Annotated in this window: 20 protein-coding genes; 9 read left to right on the top strand and 11 right to left on the bottom strand. The window is 64.3% G+C overall.

The window, feature by feature from the left end:
- Nucleotides 1-46 precede the first annotated feature (46 nt).
- The gene (locus IB261_RS10365) at nt 47-391 is read left to right on the top strand and encodes a hypothetical protein (protein WP_081520589.1); all 345 of its coding nucleotides are present in this window, start codon (nt 47-49) and stop codon (nt 389-391) included.
- Between the two features lie 78 nt (nt 392-469).
- Nucleotides 470-1,654: an MFS transporter gene (locus IB261_RS10360; protein WP_081520590.1), complete on the top strand. Its 1,185-nt coding sequence runs from the start codon at nt 470-472 to the stop codon at nt 1,652-1,654.
- Between the two features lie 54 nt (nt 1,655-1,708).
- Here the strand turns inward: IB261_RS10360 and cysB are convergent, their stop codons facing one another.
- The 5 genes from cysB to IB261_RS10335 form a co-directional block, all read right to left on the bottom strand.
- On the bottom strand, nt 1,709-2,683 hold the full coding sequence (gene cysB / locus IB261_RS10355) for an HTH-type transcriptional regulator CysB (protein ID WP_024765699.1): 975 nt from the start codon (nt 2,681-2,683) through the stop codon (nt 1,709-1,711).
- Nucleotides 2,684-2,850: 167 nt separating this feature from the next.
- Nucleotides 2,851-3,336 (bottom strand): universal stress protein, encoded by a 486-nt coding sequence (locus tag IB261_RS10350; RefSeq protein WP_081520591.1) that lies wholly within the window; start codon nt 3,334-3,336, stop codon nt 2,851-2,853.
- Nucleotides 3,337-3,432: 96 nt separating this feature from the next.
- Nucleotides 3,433-4,344, bottom strand: a complete 912-nt coding sequence (locus tag IB261_RS10345) for a 5'-nucleotidase (protein ID WP_081520592.1) — start codon at nt 4,342-4,344, stop codon at nt 3,433-3,435.
- 19 nt (nt 4,345-4,363) lie between these two features.
- Nucleotides 4,364-5,311 (bottom strand): putative 2-dehydropantoate 2-reductase, encoded by a 948-nt coding sequence (locus tag IB261_RS10340; RefSeq protein ID WP_192383182.1) that lies wholly within the window; start codon nt 5,309-5,311, stop codon nt 4,364-4,366.
- Entirely contained in the window at nt 5,311-5,697 is a 387-nt protein-coding gene (locus IB261_RS10335) for a YbbN family protein (RefSeq protein WP_151186546.1), read from the bottom strand. Before IB261_RS10335 ends, IB261_RS10340 begins: the two co-directional genes overlap by 1 nt.
- On the opposite strand from IB261_RS10335, the gene IB261_RS10330 reads away from it, so the two are divergent.
- Together IB261_RS10330 and IB261_RS10325 are read left to right on the top strand one after the other, a co-directional pair.
- Nucleotides 5,696-6,115, top strand: a complete 420-nt coding sequence (locus IB261_RS10330) for a PilZ domain-containing protein (protein ID WP_081520595.1) — start codon at nt 5,696-5,698, stop codon at nt 6,113-6,115. The genes IB261_RS10335 and IB261_RS10330 overlap by 2 nt on opposite strands.
- A 180-nt stretch (nt 6,116-6,295) precedes the next feature.
- Complete coding sequence (locus tag IB261_RS10325) at nt 6,296-7,372, top strand: 3-deoxy-7-phosphoheptulonate synthase (protein ID WP_081520596.1); 1,077 nt, start codon at nt 6,296-6,298, stop codon at nt 7,370-7,372.
- A gap of 213 nt (nt 7,373-7,585) precedes the next feature.
- Here the strand turns inward: IB261_RS10325 and IB261_RS10320 are convergent, their stop codons facing one another.
- Both IB261_RS10320 and IB261_RS10315 read right to left on the bottom strand, forming a co-directional pair.
- The gene (locus IB261_RS10320) at nt 7,586-7,870 is read right to left on the bottom strand and encodes a GNAT family N-acetyltransferase (RefSeq protein ID WP_024765462.1); all 285 of its coding nucleotides are present in this window, start codon (nt 7,868-7,870) and stop codon (nt 7,586-7,588) included.
- 22 nt (nt 7,871-7,892) lie between these two features.
- Nucleotides 7,893-9,167, bottom strand: coding sequence for a hypothetical protein (locus IB261_RS10315; protein WP_192383184.1), 1,275 nt, complete (start codon nt 9,165-9,167; stop codon nt 7,893-7,895).
- Between the two features lie 237 nt (nt 9,168-9,404).
- Here IB261_RS10315 and IB261_RS10310 point away from each other — a divergent pair, with 237 nt between their 5' ends.
- From IB261_RS10310 to IB261_RS10295, 4 genes are all read left to right on the top strand, one after another.
- Complete coding sequence (locus IB261_RS10310; RefSeq protein WP_045208591.1) at nt 9,405-10,094, top strand: crotonase/enoyl-CoA hydratase family protein; 690 nt, start codon at nt 9,405-9,407, stop codon at nt 10,092-10,094.
- Between the two features lie 159 nt (nt 10,095-10,253).
- Nucleotides 10,254-10,445 (top strand): hypothetical protein, encoded by a 192-nt coding sequence (locus IB261_RS10305; RefSeq protein ID WP_192383186.1) that lies wholly within the window; start codon nt 10,254-10,256, stop codon nt 10,443-10,445.
- Between the two features lie 348 nt (nt 10,446-10,793).
- Entirely contained in the window at nt 10,794-11,015 is a 222-nt protein-coding gene (locus IB261_RS10300; RefSeq protein WP_081520598.1) for a hypothetical protein, read from the top strand.
- Between the two features lie 85 nt (nt 11,016-11,100).
- Complete coding sequence (locus IB261_RS10295; protein ID WP_081520665.1) at nt 11,101-12,072, top strand: magnesium and cobalt transport protein CorA; 972 nt, start codon at nt 11,101-11,103, stop codon at nt 12,070-12,072.
- Nucleotides 12,073-12,195: 123 nt separating this feature from the next.
- Here IB261_RS10295 and IB261_RS10290 read toward each other — a convergent pair whose 3' ends face one another.
- The 4 genes from IB261_RS10290 to IB261_RS10275 all read right to left on the bottom strand — a co-directional run bounded on the left by IB261_RS10290 (nt 12,196) and on the right by IB261_RS10275 (nt 17,152).
- Entirely contained in the window at nt 12,196-12,933 is a 738-nt protein-coding gene (locus tag IB261_RS10290) for an amidotransferase (RefSeq protein WP_081520599.1), read from the bottom strand.
- A gap of 204 nt (nt 12,934-13,137) precedes the next feature.
- Nucleotides 13,138-13,692 (bottom strand): cysteine hydrolase family protein, encoded by a 555-nt coding sequence (locus IB261_RS10285; protein ID WP_192383187.1) that lies wholly within the window; start codon nt 13,690-13,692, stop codon nt 13,138-13,140.
- Nucleotides 13,693-13,784: 92 nt separating this feature from the next.
- Nucleotides 13,785-15,929: a 3-hydroxyacyl-CoA dehydrogenase NAD-binding domain-containing protein gene (locus tag IB261_RS10280; protein WP_192383189.1), complete on the bottom strand. Its 2,145-nt coding sequence runs from the start codon at nt 15,927-15,929 to the stop codon at nt 13,785-13,787.
- Between the two features lie 17 nt (nt 15,930-15,946).
- A complete protein-coding gene (locus IB261_RS10275; RefSeq protein WP_192383191.1) occupies nt 15,947-17,152 on the bottom strand; it encodes an acetyl-CoA C-acetyltransferase in 1,206 nt (401 codons plus the stop codon).
- Nucleotides 17,153-17,824: 672 nt separating this feature from the next.
- On the opposite strand from IB261_RS10275, the gene IB261_RS10270 reads away from it, so the two are divergent.
- The gene (locus IB261_RS10270) at nt 17,825-18,628 is read left to right on the top strand and encodes a cytochrome c (RefSeq protein WP_192383192.1); all 804 of its coding nucleotides are present in this window, start codon (nt 17,825-17,827) and stop codon (nt 18,626-18,628) included.
- Nucleotides 18,629-18,682 lie beyond the last annotated feature (54 nt).

Below are 18,682 nucleotides of genomic sequence, written 5' to 3'. Positions count from 1 at the left end.
GCAGCCCAGGATCGGACGCCTGCATGCCTGCGGCGGAGCCGATCCCATGCGCATCACCCTGGTGAAGAAGGTCCTGGCCGACGGCCAGGACTGCCGCAAGTGCCGCGAAGTCCACGAACGCCTGGTCAAGGGCGGCTATCTGAGTCGAATCGACCGCACCCTGGTCGCCGATGAGCGCAACCCCGCCAGCACTGGCTGGCTGGTCGCCGCGCAGTACGGTGTGGACACCGCGCCGTTCTTTGTCGTCCGCCACGATGATGGCCGCGAGGTCGTCTACACGGTGTTCATGAGCTTCCTCCATGAAGTTCTGGAAGGCCGTGGCGAACTCCCGCTGGACTCCCGCGAAGCGCTGGCCGAACTGGCCCAGCGCGACGACCTCGATCGCCTCTGAGCGTCGTCTTTGACGCTTTCTTGATGCCCGTTCGGCCAGACTGTTTTCTCCTTCCCTGACGCACAAGGATGTTTCGCCATGGCCGACGGCACGGATCGCAGACGCCCCCGCATTCCCGCCACCGTCTGGGCACTGGGTTTCGTCAGCCTGTTCATGGACCTGTCCTCCGAACTGCTGCACAGCCTGTTGCCGCTGTTCCTGGTTGGCAGCCTCGGCCTGAGCATGGTCGCGGTGGGCCTGATCGAAGGCATTGCCGAAGCCACCGCGCTGATCGTGAAGGTATTCTCCGGCGCCATCAGCGACTACCTCGGCCGGCGCAAGGGCCTGGTGCTGTTCGGCTACGGCCTGGCGGCGCTGTCCAAGCCGCTGTTCCCGCTGGCTACCTCCGGCGAGACCATCTTCGCCGCGCGGCTGCTCGACCGTATCGGCAAGGGCATCCGCGGCGCACCACGCGATGCACTGATCGCGGACGTTTCGCCGCCGTCGATCCGTGGCGCGTGCTTCGGACTGCGCCAGTCCATGGATACCGTCGGCGCCTTCGCCGGCCCGCTGCTGGCCATCGTGCTGATGCTCTGGCTGGGCAACAACCTGCCGCTGGTGTTCTGGTTCGCCTGCATTCCGGCCGGCGTCGCGGTGCTGGCCATCGTCTTCTTCGTCCAGGAGCCGGAACAGGCCGAAGGCACCCAGCGCTTCCGCTCGCCGATCCATCGCGATGCGCTGCGCAGCTTCCCGGCGCGCTACTGGTGGGTGGTCAGCATCGGCGCGGTGTTCACCCTCGCGCGCTTCAGCGAAGCCTTCCTGGTGCTGCGCGCCCAGGACATCGGCCTGCCGATGGCCTGGACACCAATCGTCATGGTGGTGATGGCCCTGGTATTCATGCTCTCGGCCTACCCGGTGGGCTGGTGGTCGGACCGCACCGACCGCACCGGCCTGCTGGCCATCGGCATGCTCCTGCTGGTGGCGGCCGACCTGCTGCTGGCCTGGGCTGACTCCACGCCGCTGATGCTCGTCGGCGTCGCACTGTGGGGCCTGCACATGGGCTTCACCCAGGGGCTGCTGGCGACCTTGATCGCCGACACCACGCCAGCCGACCTGAAGGGCACCGCCTTCGGCGTGTTCAACCTCGCGAGCGGAATCGCCATGCTGCTGGCCAGCGTGCTGGCCGGCTGGCTGTGGCAGAGTTTCGGCGCCAGCTGGACCTTCCTGATCGGCGCGGCGCTGGCCTTCGCCGCCCTGCTGTTGCTGCGCTGGCGCATCCACTGAAGTCAGCAATGAAAAAGCCCGGCATCTGCCGGGCTTTTTCGAGAGCGGAGGCGATCAGTAGACCGGCAGTTCGATGCCGTCGAACAGCTCGTCCAGCTCGGTCTTGTTGTGGCACTGCACGGCCTTGGCCAGCAGGTCGCGGGTCAGGTGCGGGGCGAACTTCTCGATGAAGTCGCACATGAAGCCGCGCAGGAAGGTGCCGCGACGGAACCCGATCTTGGTCACGCTGGACTCGAACAGGTGGCTGGCGTCGAGCATCACCAGGTCGCTGTCGAGCTTCGGATCGACCGCCATGTGGGCCACGATGCCCACGCCCAGCCCCAGGCGCACGTAGGTCTTGATCACGTCGGCGTCGGCCGCGGTGAACACCACTTTCGGCACCAGGCCACGCTGGTTGAAGGCTTCGTCGAGCTTGGAGCGGCCGGTGAAGCCGAATACGTAGGTCACGATGGGCTGCTCGGCGAGCAGTTCCAGGGTCAGCTTCGGCACCTTGGTCAGCGGGTGGCCCTGAGGCACGATCACGCAGCGGTTCCAGCGGTAGCACGGCATCATGATCAGGTCGCCGAACAGCTCCAGCGCCTCGGTGGCGATGGCGAAGTCGACGGTGCCGTCAGCGGCCATCTCGGCGATCTGCATCGGCGTGCCCTGATGCATGTGCAGGGAGACGTCCGGGTACTGCTTGATGAAGCCGCTGATCACGCCGGGCAGTGCATAACGCGCCTGGGTGTGGGTGGTGGCGATGGACAGCGTGCCCTTCTTTTCGTTGGAGAACTCCTGGGCGATCTGCTTGATGCTCTCGACCTTGCGCAGGATCTCGCCAGCGGTGGTGATGATGCGCTCGCCGGCCGGGGTGACGCGGGTCAGGTGCTTGCCGCTGCGGGCGAAGACTTCGACGCCCAGCTCGTCTTCCAGCAGGCGGATCTGCTTGCTGATGCCGGGCTGGGAGGTGTACAGGCTTTGGGCGGTGGCCGAGACGTTCAGATCGTGGTGCGCGACTTCCCAGATATAGCGCAGTTGCTGAAGCTTCATGGACTTTCCTCGAAATGAATGTCGCGACCCGCGATCAGGGGCTTGTCGTTTTATAACCATATTAATGGTTTAAGGAATAAAACTAGACGTTTTTTTTCGCCCTGCATGCCATTCGTCTAAAGCCCCACGGAAATTCCGGGCTTGCCCGACGTATCGTCACAAAGCCTTCAGCGGTGCTGCAGCATCGGTACCAGGTAGACCGGCACTTCGGCCAGCTGTACCAGGCGCGCGGCGGTGCGCCCCAGCGGCGTGTTCAGGCCATCCCCATGGCTGTGGCTGCCGGCGACGATGATGTCGACGTCCAGGCGCTTGGCCTCGTCGAGAATCACCATCGGCGCGTCCCCCTGCACCACGCGCACCGAGCGGATCAGCTCGGCGTCCTGGCGCGCTTCCCCCAGTTCATCGCGGAACCCTTCCATCACCCGCTGCTCGATGCTGCCCATGACGTTGGTCAGGCCGTTGGTGCGCATCTCGTTCAGCGTGCCTTCATCCAGGTAGGTCTGCAGGACGGACTCGGCGAACAGCCCCAGCGGTTCGACCGCGTGCACGACATACACCTCGGCTCCGTAGGCACGGGCCAGCGAAAGTGCGTGCTGAAGGACGTAGGGGGCGTAAAGACCGAGGTCGGTGGCGTAAAGAATCGTTCGGATCATGCGGCCTCCTCGACTGCCTGCGCGGCGGGGCCTATCCAGCAGCGTAGCAGGAGAACGCGAATCGCTCCGAGAAGGCCGGATGTCGCGGCCGGGCGACTAACCGGCGACCTTCTTCTCGTTGCTCACGCCATGGGGAACATGGCCGGTCGCCACCACTTCCCGCGCCTTCTCGCAGTGCATCGGCTGGTCGTCGAAGAACACGTCGGCGGCGAAGGCTTCGAGGAAGGCGGCCTTGTCCAGGCCACCGAGGAACAGCGACTCGTCCAGGCGGATGTCCCACTCGCGCAGGGTGCGGATCACCCGCTCGTGGGCCGGGGCCGAGCGCGCGGTGACCAGCGCCGTGCGGATAGGGCAGGACTCCTGGGGGAAGGCCTGCTGCACGCGATTGAGCGCCTTCAGGAAGGGTTTGAACGGGCCGCCACCCAATGGCTCACGGGCGGACTCGCGCTCGTGGGTCTGGAAGGCCTCCAGGCCACCCTGCTGGTAGACGCGCTCGGAGTCGTCGGAGAACAGCACCGCATCGCCGTCAAAGGCGAAGCGCAGCTCGCCATTGGCTTCCCGGCGGGTGCCGCCGGAAAGGATGGTCGCGGCAGCGAAGCCGGCGTCCAGCGCGTTGCGCACGTCCTCTATGTGGGTGGAGAGGAACAGGTGGCAGTTGAACGCCTTGAGGTAGGGATAAGGGCTGCGCCCGCCAACGAAGGCGGCGCGGGAGATGCCCAGGCCGTAATGCTGGATGGAATTGAATACGCGCAGGCCGGTATCGGCGCTGTTGCGCGATACCAGGACGACTTCCACCGGCGCGCTGTCGGTCCCGCCGTTGAGGGCGAGCAGCTTCTGCACCAGGGCAAAGGCATCGCCCGGCGGCAGGACTTCGTCCTCGCGGTCGATCTGGTACTGGCGATAGGCTTCGACGCCCTCGCTTTCATAGACCTGATGGCTTTCCCGCAGGTCGAACAGCGCCCGCGAGGAGATCGCCACCACCAGCTTGTCGCCCAGCCCTTTTGCCATGCTTCCCCCCCGGTGCTCGTCAGCGAGTCTGGTTGCGCGCGTCGATGAAACGCAGCGCGCGATACAGTGCCTCGATCTTCGGCAGTTCGCGCCCCGCCCTGCGCGCAGCTTCCAGAGGCGCCGCATAGATGGCGCCCAATTCCAGCGGCCGGCGCTGGGCAAAATCATGGTACATGCTGGGCAGGTAGTCCGGCATCGCATCGGTGGAGCTGAGCATCGCCCCGACTATGCCCTGGGGCAGCGAGTGCCCGCACGCGGCGGCGCCGGCGATGACTTCCTCCATCAGTTCGGCCACCAGGGTGCGACTGTCGGGGTTGCCCATGATCACCCGCGTGCCGCTGTCGAGCAGCACCGAGAGACCGTTGTAGGGGATGTTCCAGACCAGCTTCTGCCAGCGCGCCTGCTCCAGGTTGGGCATGGCATTGGAGTCCAGGCCGGCGCTGCGGAACAGCGCGGCACCCTCCTCCACGATCGCCTGGCGCGCTTCGGCCTCCTGCGCGGAGCCCGAGTGATAGCCAATGTTCACCCCACCGAAGGCCTGGTGTTCGATCACACCCGGCTCGGCGCGGTGCACGCAGATGAAGCAGAGTCCGCCGAGCAGGTGGATGTGGTCGGGCAGCAGCGCGCGCAACTCGTCCTCCACGGCGAGGCCGTTCTGCAGCAACAGGACCTTCGCCCCCTGCGCAGCGGCCTGAATGATCAGCGGCGCGAGGTCGGCGTTGCTGGTGGTCTTGGCGCACACCAGCAGCCAGTCGCAGGACGGCATCTTCGCCACATCGTCGTAGGCGTTCACCGGCGACAGGCTAAGCGCGCCGTGCACCTGGCTGTTCAGACGCAGGCCGTTCTGGGCGACGGCGGGATACTCGCTGCGCAGCAGGAAATGAACGTCATGGCCGGCGCGGGCCAGCATCAGGCCGTAGAAACCGCCAATGGCGCCGGTTCCGATGATGCCGATTCGCAGATTCATCAAGGCAATTCCTCAGCAGGGCGCGCCAGGGCAGCGCGCAGGGCTTGGGTCAGGGGTTCGGGGCGCAGCGGTGCGTGGACCGGGCCCAGGAAGTGGCCGTCGCGCACCAGGAACAGGGACGGCAGGTGGAAGACCTCATAGCGCTCGACCAGGCCGCCGCTGTGCCCGGCGTCGATCCAGCACAGGCGGTCGATGGGCAGGTGGAACTGCGGCAGCACCTGCCGCGCCCAGCGACAGGTGGAGCAGCCAGCGCCGGTGAAAATCAGCAGCGATACGCCCGGCAGCTCCAGCAGCCGGCGGTCGGCATCCAGGTCGGTCAGCTCCAGGGCCGGCACTATACTCAAGGTGCCACCACTATAAAGATTGCAGTCGGAGCGTTCCGTCATGCGTCAGTTCCTGCGCCACCCGTGCGATTTTCCGGTCGAGCTGGTCATCCGCAAACAGACTTTCCTGCCGCGCCAGCGGTTGCACAATATCAGCCTCGGCGGCGTCGCGTGCAATTCGCCACGGGGCTTTCGCCGCGGCACCTCCATCGAGCTGCGCATTCCCCTGCTGGGCGACTCCGCCTGCTACCCCGGCGTCATCGCCTGGAGCCGCAAGCAGGCCAGCGACTACCGCGTAGGCATTGCCTTCATCGACGAAGACACCCTGTTCCGGGCGCGCATGGTCGAGCAGGTCTGCCAGATCGAGCAGTACCGTCGCCAGCAGGAACAGGCGAGCGGCAGCAGCCTGCCCTTCGAGACCCTGGCGCTGGAGTGGATCGCGCAGAACGCCGCCGACTTCCCGATGTTTTGCGCGGTCTGACCAGCGCCCCGCAGAAAGTCGCGCAAATGCCCGTGTTGCGGGCATTTTCCTGCATCGAGCCATTGTCGAGGCTACGCCTGAACGGTTAAGGTTCGGGTTCCCCTTAGCGACACCTCTGCCTGCGCCCCATCGCACGGGGATTTCTGGCGGCCGGCACCCGTGACCTGATTGAGTACCACGATGGCTGATTTACAGATCGACGACCTTAACGTTGCCTCCAACGAGACACTGATCACGCCGGAGCAGCTCAAGCGCGAAATCCCCCTGACCGACGCCGCCCTGCGCACCGTCGCCAACGGCCGCCAGGTCGTCCGCGACATCCTCGACGGCAAGGACCACCGCCTGTTCGTGGTAATCGGCCCCTGCTCGATCCACGACATCAAGGCCGCCCACGAATACGCCGAGCGTCTGAAGGTGCTGGCTGCGGAAGTCTCCGACACCCTGTTCCTGGTGATGCGCGTGTACTTCGAAAAGCCGCGCACCACGGTCGGTTGGAAAGGCCTGATCAACGACCCGTACCTGGACGACTCCTTCAAGATCCAGGACGGTCTGCACATCGGCCGCCAACTGCTGCGCGACCTCGCCGAAATGGGCCTGCCCACCGCCACCGAGGCGCTCGACCCGATCTCCCCGCAGTACCTGCAGGACCTGATCAGCTGGTCGGCCATCGGCGCGCGCACCACCGAATCCCAGACCCACCGCGAGATGGCTTCCGGCCTGTCCTCGGCGGTCGGTTTCAAGAACGGCACCGACGGCAGCCTGACCGTGGCGATCAACGCCCTGCAGTCGGTATCCAGCCCGCACCGTTTCCTGGGCATCAACCAGGAAGGCGGCGTCTCCATCGTCACCACCAAGGGCAACGCCTACGGCCACGTGGTGCTGCGCGGTGGCAACGGCAAGCCGAACTATGACTCGGTCAGCGTCGCCCTGTGCGAACAGGAACTGACCAAGGCGAAGATTCCGCTGAACGTGATGGTCGACTGCAGCCACGCCAACTCCAACAAGGACCCCGCCCTGCAGCCGCTGGTAATGGACAACGTCGCCAACCAGATCGCCGAAGGCAACAACTCCATCGTCGGCCTGATGGTGGAAAGCCACCTGGGCTGGGGCGCTCAGCCGATCCCGAAGGACCTGTGCCAATTGCAGTACGGCGTGTCGATCACCGATGCCTGCATCGACTGGGACACCACCGAGAAGGCCGTGCGCAGCATGCACACCAAGCTCAAGGAAGTCCTGCCCAAGCGCCAGCGCGGCTGACGCTCAAGGCACGAACGAAAAAGCCGGGCATCTGCCCGGCTTTTTTTATTGTTCCGCCGCCTCGCGGGATGAACCTGTAGGAGCGAGCTTGCTCGCGAACAGAGTCTCCGCCAGCGCCAGCGTCAGGCAATTCGCGAGCAAGCTCACTCCTACGAAAAGCCAAAGAAAAAGCCCGGCATTGGCCGGGCTTTTTTCATTTCAGCGCGCTGAACGTCAGAGCGCTGTATCGGTGTGACGCTGGCGGCGTTCCAGGTAGCGCTCGACGTAGGAGCACGACGGGATGACGCTATAGCCCTTGCGCTCGGCGAACTGCAGCGCATGCTCGGTTAGAGCGGCGGCGATGCCGCGACCACGCAAGCTGTCCGGAACGAAGGTGCGGTAGATGTCGAGCGTCTGCTTGCCCAGATCCATGTAGGCCAGATAGGCGCGATGACCATCAACAGTCGTTACGAACTGGTGGCTGGTTTCATCATGCTGGATGGACAACGACTCACTCACTTGCTCTCTCCTTCGCAGGGCCTCACAACATGACCCGCACCTGATTGATCTTGTTCAGGCGGAGGAACATTTCCGCCGAGCCCGTCCCGATCATGACGGTGATATAGACTCGGCCGTTCTCCACCTTGTGCAGCACACCCTGATAATAGGCACCATCAAACGTGATGAACTGCAGGCGCTTGTCTGTGTACTGGGCAAGACTTTCAACGCTAACGAACTCATATTGCTGCGTTTTGGCCTGCGACTCAACCGTTTCCGGGGCCGAAACCATTTGATACTGGCTTTCCGGCGTGAGTTTTTCCTTAGCCGGATCGACCCACGCGAACCCCAGCGGTGTGACTGACTGCTGGTTCACTAAGACGACCGGATGCAGCATCTGGATCACATCCTTGGGCTCGAAAAATTGCAGACCGCCCCAGGCCATTCCCTCACTGGGCATCAGCTCGATGCGCAGCGAACGCGGATCTTCCAGGTAACGGCCATAGGCCTCGAGTAGCGGCTTGTCGAGCGCGACGCGCTGCTGGCGCAAGGCCTTGTCGAATTTCTCCAGCGACAGCGCGGTGTAGGCTTTCTGATCGACGCCCAGCTTGCCACGGCAGAATTCGCTGACCCGGCGCTGGTACTGGTTGTCGTTCATCTCGAAGACAACCTGGGATACCCGCGGCGGGTTCACGCGCATGTCGCCCGGACGCTCGGAAACGTTCATCAGTGTCATGCTGGTGTGCATGTCGAGCATGTCGCGAGTGTCGCTGCGCAGGTCGAAGGTCAGGGTCTGCGCGCCCGGCTGCATGCGGTAGGAAAACTCGATATCCGACTCGAGGGTGCGGTACCCCATCTGCAGCAACTCATCGACGCCGATGTTGCGGACGTTGCCGCAGGCCACTTCGCTCATGGCAGTGAAGGCGCTCTTCTCTGCCGGCTTGGCGTACAGCGATTGCATGAACGGACCGTGGATCTGCAACTCGACGCCCTTGAGGTCTGCTGCCATCTGCTCCGGCAGCTTGCCCTCATCCAGACGCTCCTTGAAGCTCAGCAACTCGCGCAGCCCATTGAACTTCAACTGGGCGTGGGAGACCTTCAGGCTGTCACCGGCCATGGGCACCCTGATCACCACGTTCTGCAGACCGACACGGCCGTCGAAGGACGAAGAGATTCCGCCATAGGTGATCTCCATGAACGGAGAGACGCGGGCGATGGCTTCGTTCACCACGCTGCGTACGGAAAGCCAGAGCGACGCCTTGATGATGAGGGCGATCGCCACGACGGCAAAAAGGGACCACTTGAGAATCTTCGACATGGCAGGCACATCCTGGATTGTGCGAGAGCGGGACGCAGGGATACTGGCAGCTTAACAGTACGCCTGAGACCTCTCCACGAACGCCGTCGGAATTTGCGTGCACAGCGCACAGAAATCGCCCGAATTTAGTGGCATGCGGCTGACTCATCAGTCAGTCAAAACGCTTTACGCACCAGGCCTGCGTCAGTATGTTCTGGCCACTTCCAACCCAAGGACTGCAACCCAGGACCCTCTGCCATGAGTGAGCTGATCAGCTACCAATTCGAAGACGGCATCGCCACCCTGACCCTGAACAACGGCAAGGTGAACGCCATCTCCCCGGCGGTCATCGAAGCCTTCAACCAGGCCCTGGACCAGGCGGAGAAGGACCGTGCCATCGTCATCGTCACCGGCCAGCCGGGCATCCTCTCCGGCGGCTACGACCTCAAGGTGATGACCTCCGGCCCGGAAAACGCCGTGAACCTGGTGGCCGCCGGCTCCACCCTGGCCCGCCGCATGCTGTCCCACCCGTTCCCGGTCATCGTCGCCTGCACCGGCCACGCCGTGGCCAAGGGCGCCTTCATCCTGCTCTCGGCGGATTACCGCATCGGTGTCGACGGGCCGTTCCAGATCGGCCTCAACGAAGTGGCCATCGGCATGACCATGCACCACGTCGGCATCGAACTGGCCCGTGACCGCCTGCGCCGTTCCGCCTTCACCCGCTCTGTGGTGAACGCCGAAATGTTCAACCCGCGCGACGCCGTGGACGCCGGTTTCCTCGACAAGGTGGTGCCGGCCGAACAACTCCAGGCCGCTGCCCTGGAGGCCGCCCAGCACCTGAAGAAGCTGAACATGACCGCCCACCGCAACACCAAGCTGAAAGTGCGCAAGCAGTTGCTGGAAACCCTGGACAAGTCCATCGAGCTGGACCGGAACCACCTGGCCTGATCGCCCGATGACCAAAAGCCCGGCCTGGTGCCGGGCTTTTTCATGCCATTACTATTACCTAAATAGCAATACTGATTAAGCCTGTTTGCTATTTTTCAAAAATTATTACGCATTAACCTATAGATGAACCCGAAACAAACCAACCCAGAGGTGTTCATCATGAAACTCAACATCATCGCCGCCGGCGTACTGGCCGCCGCTACCGCCTTCGCCGCCCAGGCCAGCTTTGCCGAAGAGTCCCCGCTGATGCAGGACCGCATGGTTCACATGACCCAGGCCGCTATTCAGCAACAACAGTCCGAGCAGTCCGCCAGCCAGGTGAATGTCGAAGCCGCTTCCAAGCAGGGCTGAAACCCTCACATCCCGCCAGCCGCCTGCAGCAGGTGACGTCATGCAACCCTGCCCGAAGCGAAAAGCCCGGCGTGATGCCGGGCCTTTCAGGGACGATGACGCAACCTCAGTGCTTTTCGACGGCCGCCACGCCCGTCGCCTCCCCTCCCTGACGAGGGTCAAGCAGCCATGAAGCCCGCCAGAGTTCCGGAAACATCCGATAGCGTCCCGCCACTCACCTCCTTGCGTCTGGTCGTAGCGCCGCCATCTATCAATTTGCCTGATACCGGGAACCAACCGGCATCGTTATTCAATCGAAATGACCAAAGCGACACTGGGCCATCACTTCCCCTGACCCGAGTCGCCAGCATGAACCGCCAAGCCCACCGCTACGCCCGCAACGGCGCCCTCGCCGCCCTGGGGCTCTACACCATCGTGATCCTGGTGGTCACCGCCCTCAGCGCCGGCTTCGACGGCGCGCGCCGTGCCCCGGTGGACAACATCGACCGCAGCGGGCTCTTCGAACGCTTCAACCAGGCGGTGCCCGTGGCACTGCAAGGGCTCCAGGAAGCGCTCACGCCTCACTCCTGATTCCGCTTCGCTGGCGCGTCGCGCCAGGCTGGCCAACACTCAATCCCTGCAGAACGACCTATCCAGCAGCAGGGTGGGCTTGAGCATGGGCCGAGTCATCGCTTCCGCCGTCTACAGCAAGGGCCGCAAGGTCTCCGACATCCCGCTCGAGGACGGCTACCGCTGGGCGTGTCAGCCCGACCACTTCGTCTGGACCGGCCTGCAGGAGCCAACGCCGGAAGAGATGTTCAACCTGCAACGGCAGTTCAACCTGCACGAACTGGCCGTGTCAGACGCGCTGGAAAAGCACAGCAGGCCGAAGCTGGAAACCTTCGGTGACGCGCTGTTCATCGTCATCTACTCACCGATCCGCGCCGATAGCCGACTGATGTTCGTCGAAACCCACCTCTTTGCCGGCATCGGCTACATCATCAGCGCGCGCCACGGCTTCTCCCAGTCCTACGCCCAGGTCCGCCAGCGCTGCGAGGCGCGACCGCTGCTGCTGGCCCATGGCACCGACTTCGTGCTCTACGCCCTGCTGGATTTCGTGATGAGCAATTACGAGCCGGTGGTCGAGGCGATCCGTGCGGAGATTGAGGAGGTGGAACAAGAGGTGCTGCGCAAGTCGCTGACCCAGGAGCAGATCGAAAAGATCTACGGCCTGCGCCGTGAAGTACTGCGGCTCAGGCGCTATGCCGCGCCCATGGTGGAAATCTGCCAGGAGCTGCAGCGCCTGGACTTCCCCTTCATCGACAAGCAGATGCGCCCCTACTTCCGCGACGTGGCGATCCACGTGAACCGCCTGCTCGAAGACCTCACCACTTTGCGCGACGTGGCCAGCCAGACCATCGAGGTCGGGCTGGCGCTGGAGTCCTCGCGGCAGAGCGTGGTGCAGCGCAAGTTCGCCGCCTGGGCAGCCATCCTCGCGTTCCCCACCGCCGTGGCCGGCATCTACGGGATGAACTTCGAGTACATCCCGGAGCTGCACTGGCACTACGGCTACTTCCTGATCATGGGGCTGCTGGCGCTGGGCTGCGTCGGGCTCTACATCAGCTTCAAGCAGGCCGACTGGCTCTGACCGCAAGCTACAGATGCCCCCGGGAAGCTCCGCCCATCCTACAAAAGCCGTTTGCCGATACGCCGTCTCCAGAATCGAAAACGCCGCTCGATTGAGCGGCGTTTTCAGTCAACACGGCAGGAGTCAGGCCGCGCTCTTCTTTTCATCACGCCCCTGCTGGACGAAGCGCATCATCCATTCGCCGACCGCCGTACCCTGGTGCGGGCGCGAGAGGCTGTCGATGCCGGACTGGAATACCGGCTCGCTGAAGATGTGCTTGCGCAGCTCGAGGATCGCCTGGGAGTAGTCGCTCTGGAACTCCGGGTGGCCCTGGAAGCACAACACCTGGTCGCCGATGGCGTAGGCGGCGTTCGGGCAGAAGTCGCTGGAGGCGATGCGACGGGCGCCGTGGGGCAGCTCGGTAACCTGGTCCTGGTGGCTGACCAGCAGGGTCAGGCCATCGCCCGGCGCCGGGCTCATCCACTCCGGCTGCTCCTCGATGCGGTAATCGTGGATACCCACGCCCCAGCCCTGGCTCGCGCGCTCGGTCTTGCCGCCCAGCACCAGTGCCAGCAGCTGGTGGCCGAAGCACACACCCAGCAGCTTGTCGCCGCGCTGGTAGAGCTTGAGCACGTAGTCCTTGAGGGTCTGGATCCAGGGATCAGTGCCGAAGGAGTCCGCCTTGCTGCCGGTCACCAGGTACGCGTCGAACTTCTCATCTTCGGGCGGGTAATGCCCTTCCACCACGTTGTAGACCGTGAACTCGGCCGGAACGGGTTGCTTGGCGAACAGTTGCTGGAACATCCAGCCATAGCCCTTGTACTGATCGATGAGTTCGGGGCGGAGGATGTCGGTTTCCAGAATGCAGATGTGCAACGACATGCAGGGGTGATTCCTGGGGGGTTGGCGGCTGATAAGAATGGTTTTCCTGACACTGATGAAACGCGCGTGAAAATTACGCCCTATTTTTTCACCACACAAGATGCCGAGGCCGATTCTTGTGTAGGAATTTCAGGGGAAATACCGGAAAAACCGACTTCCTTCAATTGCACGGATGCACAGGAGTGACGGCCGGTTGGCAAGGATTCAGCCGATGGACAGCCTTTGCAGCAGCGAGTTCGTGTCCAGGACCTGCGCGTACTCGCCCTGCAGGTTGGCCAGGGACATGGCGTGGACCTCCTCGGCACTGCGTTGCACACCGTTGAAATCGCGCTTGTCGAAGGCGAAACAGGCGTCGGCGACGACCTGCGTAGTGAAGCCCAGGTTGCCCGCCGTGCGCGCCGTGGCCTCCACCGAGTTGTTGGTGCTGACGCCGCAGATCACCAGCGCCCCGATATCCCGCACACGCAGCCAGCGCTCCAGCCCGCTGTGGATGAAAGCGTCGGGGACGTTCTTTTCCACCACGTGCTCATGCTCCAGCGGTGCCAGCGCCTCCTGGAACTCGGCGCCCGGCTGTCCCGGCCAGAACGGCGAGCCCGGCGTGCGCGACATGTGGCAGATATGTACCAGCGGCCAACCTTCCCGGCGCCAGGCCGCCAGCAGGTCGCCGATTCGCTGCTCGGCCTGCGGGTTGTTGCGCGGCTCGCGGCTGTCACGCATGCCTTTCTGCTGGTCGATGATCAACAAAGCGGGAGGCGTCATCGGAGCGATCCTGCTGAAGGGGAAGACGCCATCCTACGGTTTGCACAGGCAAGAAAAAACCGGCACAGGGCCGGTTTTTCTTGCAGGTACGGTCAGAACTGCTCGTTACGTGCGGCCTTCTCCAGCAGCAGCGCCGGCGGCAGGAAACGCTCGCCGTACTGCTCGGCCAGATACTCGGCGCGGGCGACGAAGTCCTTCAGGCCGTACTGGTTGATGAACTGCAGTGCGCCGCCGCTCCAGGCCGCGAAGCCGATGCCGAAGATCGAGCCGATGTTGGCGTCGGCGGTGGAGGTCAGCACGCCCTCCTCCACGCAGCGCACCGTCTCGATGGCCTGCACGAAGAGAATGCGGTCGCGCACATCCTCGGCGGAAATCTGCGCGTCAGCCTTCTCGAAGCGCTGCTTCAGCTCCGGCCACAGGTGCTTCTTGCCGTTGGCGGGATAGTCGTAGAAGCCGGCGCCGGCGGCTTTGCCCGGGCGCTTGTACTCGTTGACCATCAGGTCCACCACCGCGAAGGCCGGGTGTCTGGGCAGTTGCTTGCCTTCTGCTTCCAGATCCCTGCGGGTCTGCTCGCGGATGTGGGTCATCAGGCTCATGGAGACTTCGTCGCTGATCGCCAGCGGGCCCACCGGCATGCCGGCCTGGCGCGCCTGGTTCTCGATCATCGCCGCCGACACACCCTCGCCGAGCATGGCCAGGCCTTCGTTGGTGAAGGTGCCGAACACGCGGGAGGTGAAGAAACCACGGCTGTCGTGGACGACGATCGGGGTCTTCTTGATCTGCAGGACGTAGTCGAAGGCGCGGGCCAGGGTGGCGTCGTCGGTCTTCTCGCCGCGGATGATCTCCACCAGCGGCATCTTGTCCACCGGGCTGAAGAAGTGCAGGCCGATGAATTTCTGCGGCTGCGCTACCGCCTCAGCCAGGCCGGTGATCGGCAGGGTCGAGGTGTTGGAGGCGATCACCGCATCGGGCAGCGCGGCAGACTCGGCGGCAACGCTGACCTTGGCCTTCAGGCCACGGTCCTCGAACACCGCTTCGATGATCAGGTCGCAGCCTTCGAAGTCAGCGTCGCTGGCGGTCGGCTTGATCCGCGCGAGGAAGGCATCGCGTTTCTCGGCGCTCATCTGGCCCCGGCCGACCTTCTTGTCCAGCAGGCCGGCGGAATAGGCCTTGCCCTTCTCTGCCGACTCCAGGGAAACGTCCTTGAGCACCACCTCGATGCCGGCGGCGGCCGAGACGTAGGCGATGCCCGCGCCCATCATGCCGGCACCGACTACCCCGACCTTCTTCGTCTGCTGCGGCGGGATACCCTGCGGACGGGATTTGCCGGCGTTGATCTCGTTGAGCTGGAACCAGAAGGTGCCGATCATGTTCTTCGCCACCTGGCCGGTGGTCAGCTCGGTGAAGTAGCGCGCCTCGATCAGCTGAGCGGTGTCGAAGTCCACCTGCGCGCCTTCGACGGCGGCGCACATGATCTTCTCCGGCGCCGGGAAGCAGCCCTTGGTCTTATCGCGCAGCACGGAAGGCGCGATGGCCAGCATCTGCGCCACGGCCGGGCTGGATGGCGTGCCGCCGGGGATCTTGTAGCCAGCGCTGTCCCACGGCTGCTTGGCGGCCGGGTTGGCGGCAATCCACTCACGGGCCTTGCTCAGCAGCTCGTCGCGGCTGGAAGCCAGCTGATGGATCAGGCCGGCCTTGAGTGCCTGGTCCGGGCGCACCTTCTTGCCTTCGGCCAGGTACGGCAGGGCCTTCTCCAGGCCGAGCAGGCGCACCATACGCACCACGCCGCCACCTCCTGGCAGCAGGCCCAGGGTGACTTCCGGCAGGCCGAGCTGGACGTGGCTTTCGTCCAGGGCGATGCGGTGGTGACAGGCCAGGCAGATTTCCCAGCCGCCGCCCAGGGCCGCGCCGTTGATGGCGGCGACTACCGGCTTGCCGAGGGTCTCCAGGCGACGCAGCTGGCCCTTGAGCACCAGGATGCCTTCATAGAAGGCCTGGGCATCGGCCTTGGTCACCTTGATCAGTTCATTGAGGTCGCCGCCGGCGAAGAAGGTCTTCTTCGCGGAAGTGATCACCACACCGGCAATCGACTCCTTCTCGGCTTCCAGGCGCGCCACTGTGGCGGCCATGGCCTCGCGGTAGACACCGTTCATGGTGTTGGCGCTCTGGCCGGGCATGTCCATGGTCAGGACGACGATATTGTCCTGGCCTTTCTCATAACGGATGGCGTCGGTCATTTTCTTGTTCTCCGGCCTCAAACCCTTTCGATAATCGTCGCGATACCCATGCCGCCGCCCACGCAGAGGGTGGCCAGGCCGTAGCGCAGGTTGCGCCGCTCCAGTTCATCCAGCAGGGTGCCGAGGATCATGCAGCCGGTGGCGCCCAGCGGGTGGCCCATGGCGATGGAGCCGCCGTTGACGTTGACCTTGCTCTCCGGCACGCCCATGTCCTTCATGAACTTCATCACCACCGAGGCGAAGGCTTCGTTGACCTCGTAGAGGTCGATGTCCTCGGCCTTCAGCCCGGCCTTGGCCAGCGCCTTGCGGGTCGCCGGCGCGGGGCCGGTGAGCATGATGGTCGGGTCGGTGCTGGTCACCGCGGTGGCGACGATGCGTCCGCGGGCCTTAAGGCCCAGTTCGCGGCCCTTGGCCTCGGAGCCGATGAGCATGGCGGTGGCGCCGTCGACGATGCCCGAGCTGTTGCCCGGCGTGTGCACGTGATCGATGCGCTCGACGAAGCTGTACTTGCGCAGCGCGCTGGCGTCGAAGCCCATCTGCCCCATCATTTCGAAGCTGGGTTTGAGCGCGCCGAGGCCTTCGAGGGTGGAGTCGGCGCGGATGAATTCGTCATGGTCGAGCAGGACGATACCGTTCTGGTCCGTCACCGGTACCAGGGATTTGCCGAACAGCCCTTCAGCGCGGGCCTTGGAGGCCTTCTGCTGGGAGCGCAGGGCGAAGGCGTCGACGTCGGCGCGGCTGAAGCCTTCCAGGGTGGCGATCAGGTCGGCGCCGATGCCCTGGGGCACGAAGCTGGTGTGCAGGTTGGTTTCCGGGTCCAGCGCCCAGGCGCCGCCGTCGGAGCCCATGGGCACGCGGGACATGGATTCCACGCCGCCGACCACCACCAGGTCCTCGAAGCCCGAGCGCACCTTCATGGCGCCCAGGTTGACCGCTTCCAGGCCCGAGGCGCAGAAGCGGTTGATCTGCACGCCGGCGACCTGCTCGTCCCAGTCGGCGACCAGCGCGGCGGTCTTGGCGATGTCCGAGCCCTGGTCGCCCACCGGGGTCACGCAGCCCAGGACGATGTCGTCGACCTGCGCGGTGTCGAGCTGGTTGCGCTGCTGCAGCGCGCGCAGGACCCCGGCCATCAGGTTGACCGGCTTGACGCTGTGCAGCGCGCCGTCCTTCTTGCCCTTGCCGCGGGGAGTACGCACCGCGTCGTAAATGAATGCTTCGGTCATGGCGTTCTCTCTTAGAGTTGTCGTCACGCAGGCGTGGCGTGTCGGCCTACCTTAGCGGCGTATCGGCGCGCGGCAATGACCGCAGCGCTCAGCGCAATTGACCGCCACGCTCAGCCACCGACCGGCGGCGAACGGGTCGAAGGCTCTGGAAAGGGGCTGCCGGAGCAGGCAGACGAACGGTCGAAAAGCTGAACAGAGCTGTCACGGCCCGGTCATATAGAGGGAATATGCCTGAAGCTGCAGGACTTGCTGCCAGATGGTCTAAGCCCCCGCGGCACTAGGCTTAGACTCAATCAGGCAGATGATGCGAAGAGTGCCGTTGCCGGGTTTTGCCGGCTCGGCTCGATAAACCAGAAGCCAAGGCATGGGCGTCACTATCAACAGGCCGTGAGTGAGCCGTGCCAAGAACAAGAAAGGCGGAAGGACATCATGGACAAACAATCGAGAAAGTGGCGTCAGGCTAGCCTGATCGTCTTCGCAACCACCGTTGTTTTGATCATCCCCAATCTGAGTCGTCTGGTCGGCTAGGGCCAACACCCGGCAACCCCGCCGCTGCGTACCGCGTGCCGCCATTCGCGAGCCACGGTCAACGCAGCGCGGGAGCCACCTGCCTCCTGCTGCGCCCACTCCTCTGCTAATGTTCCGCGGCCCTCTCCCGCCACGGATGCGACCATGCGCCCACTGCTGCTGACGCTGCTGCTGCTCTGCCCCACCACTTTCGCCGCCACGCTCACCCTGGAACTGCCCGACGGCAGGCACGACTTCAGCACGGAACAACTGCTGACCAACCCCAAGGCGCAGGACATCGAGATTCCCGCCGACGTCTCCTACAACCGCACCATGCATTACCGCGCGATACCGCTGGCGGCGCTGCTGCAGGGCGTGAAGCCGGCCGACCACCTGCAGGCCGTGGCGCTGGATGGCTTCGCTGCCGAACTGCCGGCCGCGCCGCTGCTGGCGGAAAAAGGCTCGCGCGCCTGGCTGGCCATCGAAGAGACAGGCAAACCCTGGCCACCGTTGGCCGAAGGCAAGCCTTCCGCTGGGCCTTTCTATCTGGTGTGGACCGATCCGAAAGCCGCCGGCATCGGCCCGGAGCAATGGCCCTTCCAGGTCGCCAGCATCCGTTACCTCAAGCCGCTGGCCGAGCGCTTCCCCGCGCTGCTGCCGGCGAAGAATGCGCCTGAATCAGTGCAGAAGGGCTTCGCCCAGTTCCAGAAGAACTGCCTGGCCTGCCACCGCCTGAACGGCGCCGGCGACTCGCAGTTCGGCCCGGACCTGAACCTGCCGCACAACCCCACCGAGTACTTCGCGCCGGGCTATCTCAAGCAGTACATCCGCGATCCGCAGAGCCTGCGGCACTGGCCGGAAGCGCGGATGAAGGGCTTTGCGGCGGATGTGGTCAGCGATGCGGAACTGGAGCAGATCGTCGCCTACCTGAAGCACATGGCGGGGCGGAAGGTAAAAGCCGGCGGATAAAGGCATCCAGCTCTTGTAGGGCGCATAACGCGCCAGCGTTATCCGCCGCTTGGG

The organism is Pseudomonas sp. PDM20 (assembly GCF_014852575.3).
GTDB lineage: Bacteria > Pseudomonadota > Gammaproteobacteria > Pseudomonadales > Pseudomonadaceae > Pseudomonas.
Note: the sequence above shows the minus strand (reverse complement) of the source record. Positions and strands in the feature narration are given on the sequence as shown.

Excerpts from the sequence above, each read along its gene's own strand:
- IB261_RS10365 (WP_081520589.1), top strand. The coding sequence starts at position 47 with ATGCGCATCACCCTGGTGAAGAAGGTCCTGGCCGACGGCCAGGACTGC.
- IB261_RS10285 (WP_192383187.1), bottom strand. The coding sequence starts at position 13,692 with ATGACGCCTCCCGCTTTGTTGATCATCGACCAGCAGAAAGGCATGCGT.
- IB261_RS10305 (WP_192383186.1), top strand. The coding sequence starts at position 10,254 with ATGAAACTCAACATCATCGCCGCCGGCGTACTGGCCGCCGCTACCGCC.
- IB261_RS10270 (WP_192383192.1), top strand. The coding sequence starts at position 17,825 with ATGCGCCCACTGCTGCTGACGCTGCTGCTGCTCTGCCCCACCACTTTC.
- IB261_RS10310 (WP_045208591.1), top strand. The coding sequence starts at position 9,405 with ATGAGTGAGCTGATCAGCTACCAATTCGAAGACGGCATCGCCACCCTG.
- IB261_RS10335 (WP_151186546.1), bottom strand. The coding sequence starts at position 5,697 with ATGACGGAACGCTCCGACTGCAATCTTTATAGTGGTGGCACCTTGAGT.
- IB261_RS10295 (WP_081520665.1), top strand. The coding sequence starts at position 11,101 with ATGGGCCGAGTCATCGCTTCCGCCGTCTACAGCAAGGGCCGCAAGGTC.
- IB261_RS10330 (WP_081520595.1), top strand. The coding sequence starts at position 5,696 with ATGCGTCAGTTCCTGCGCCACCCGTGCGATTTTCCGGTCGAGCTGGTC.
- IB261_RS10315 (WP_192383184.1), bottom strand. The coding sequence starts at position 9,167 with ATGTCGAAGATTCTCAAGTGGTCCCTTTTTGCCGTCGTGGCGATCGCC.
- IB261_RS10275 (WP_192383191.1), bottom strand. The coding sequence starts at position 17,152 with ATGACCGAAGCATTCATTTACGACGCGGTGCGTACTCCCCGCGGCAAG.
- IB261_RS10325 (WP_081520596.1), top strand. The coding sequence starts at position 6,296 with ATGGCTGATTTACAGATCGACGACCTTAACGTTGCCTCCAACGAGACA.
- IB261_RS10345 (WP_081520592.1), bottom strand. The coding sequence starts at position 4,344 with ATGGCAAAAGGGCTGGGCGACAAGCTGGTGGTGGCGATCTCCTCGCGG.
- IB261_RS10300 (WP_081520598.1), top strand. The coding sequence starts at position 10,794 with ATGAACCGCCAAGCCCACCGCTACGCCCGCAACGGCGCCCTCGCCGCC.
- cysB (WP_024765699.1), bottom strand. The coding sequence starts at position 2,683 with ATGAAGCTTCAGCAACTGCGCTATATCTGGGAAGTCGCGCACCACGAT.
- IB261_RS10360 (WP_081520590.1), top strand. The coding sequence starts at position 470 with ATGGCCGACGGCACGGATCGCAGACGCCCCCGCATTCCCGCCACCGTC.
- IB261_RS10340 (WP_192383182.1), bottom strand. The coding sequence starts at position 5,311 with ATGAATCTGCGAATCGGCATCATCGGAACCGGCGCCATTGGCGGTTTC.
- IB261_RS10350 (WP_081520591.1), bottom strand. The coding sequence starts at position 3,336 with ATGATCCGAACGATTCTTTACGCCACCGACCTCGGTCTTTACGCCCCC.
- IB261_RS10280 (WP_192383189.1), bottom strand. The coding sequence starts at position 15,929 with ATGACCGACGCCATCCGTTATGAGAAAGGCCAGGACAATATCGTCGTC.
- IB261_RS10290 (WP_081520599.1), bottom strand. The coding sequence starts at position 12,933 with ATGTCGTTGCACATCTGCATTCTGGAAACCGACATCCTCCGCCCCGAA.